This is a genomic window from Streptomyces sp. URMC 123 (genome assembly GCF_051386515.1).
Taxonomy (GTDB): Bacteria; Actinomycetota; Actinomycetes; order Streptomycetales; family Streptomycetaceae; genus Streptomyces.
The window spans coordinates 1-533 of record NZ_JBPQTV010000697.1 but is presented as its reverse complement, the minus strand read 5'-3'; the positions used below and the strand labels follow the sequence as shown (position 1 = coordinate 533).

The window sequence follows — 533 nt, the reverse complement described above, 5'->3', positions numbered from 1 at the left end:
GGGGTGTGGCCGCCGGCGTCCTCGTGGTCGAGGCGGTCGGCGAGCTCGCGCAGCGCGCGGGTCCAGTGGTCGGCCAGCCGGTCCGTGCCGGGCGGGGCCGGCCGGGCCGTTCGCCAGGCCAGGGTCAGCCGGGCTCCGGAGCCGCCGGCGCGGCGGCGCACGAGCAGGTCCAGCGGCAGGTGGAGCGGGGCGGGTACGGGGTCGGGCTGCTCCTCCGGGGCGGCCGGCGCCCAGTCGGTGGGGTCCGCGCCGGCGACGGGCGCCTCGTACGCGGCGGTGTGCGGGTCACGGTCGCGGTCGCGGTCGCGGTCGCCGAGGAGGGTGAACCGCGCGGCCGGTTCGAGGAGCCCGCCGGCCGCTTCGGGTGTCCCGGCCGCCCCGGGCCGCGCGCGCAGCGCCTCCTTGAGGTGCTTGAGCAGCGCTTCGGGGTCGTCCCCGGCCGGCCGGGCCGGCAGGCGGACGGTGAGGTCCCGGCCGAAGCAGCCCACGGTGGCGGCGAGATCGCCGGCCCCGGGCGGGGCGACGGCCTCCCG

The 533-nt window shown here is 81.6% G+C and carries 1 pseudogene; it reads right to left on the bottom strand.

Features of this window, described 5'->3' with window-relative positions:
* Positions 1 to 533, bottom strand: a pseudogene (locus tag ACSNOD_RS31685) (hypothetical protein); the annotation flags it as partial.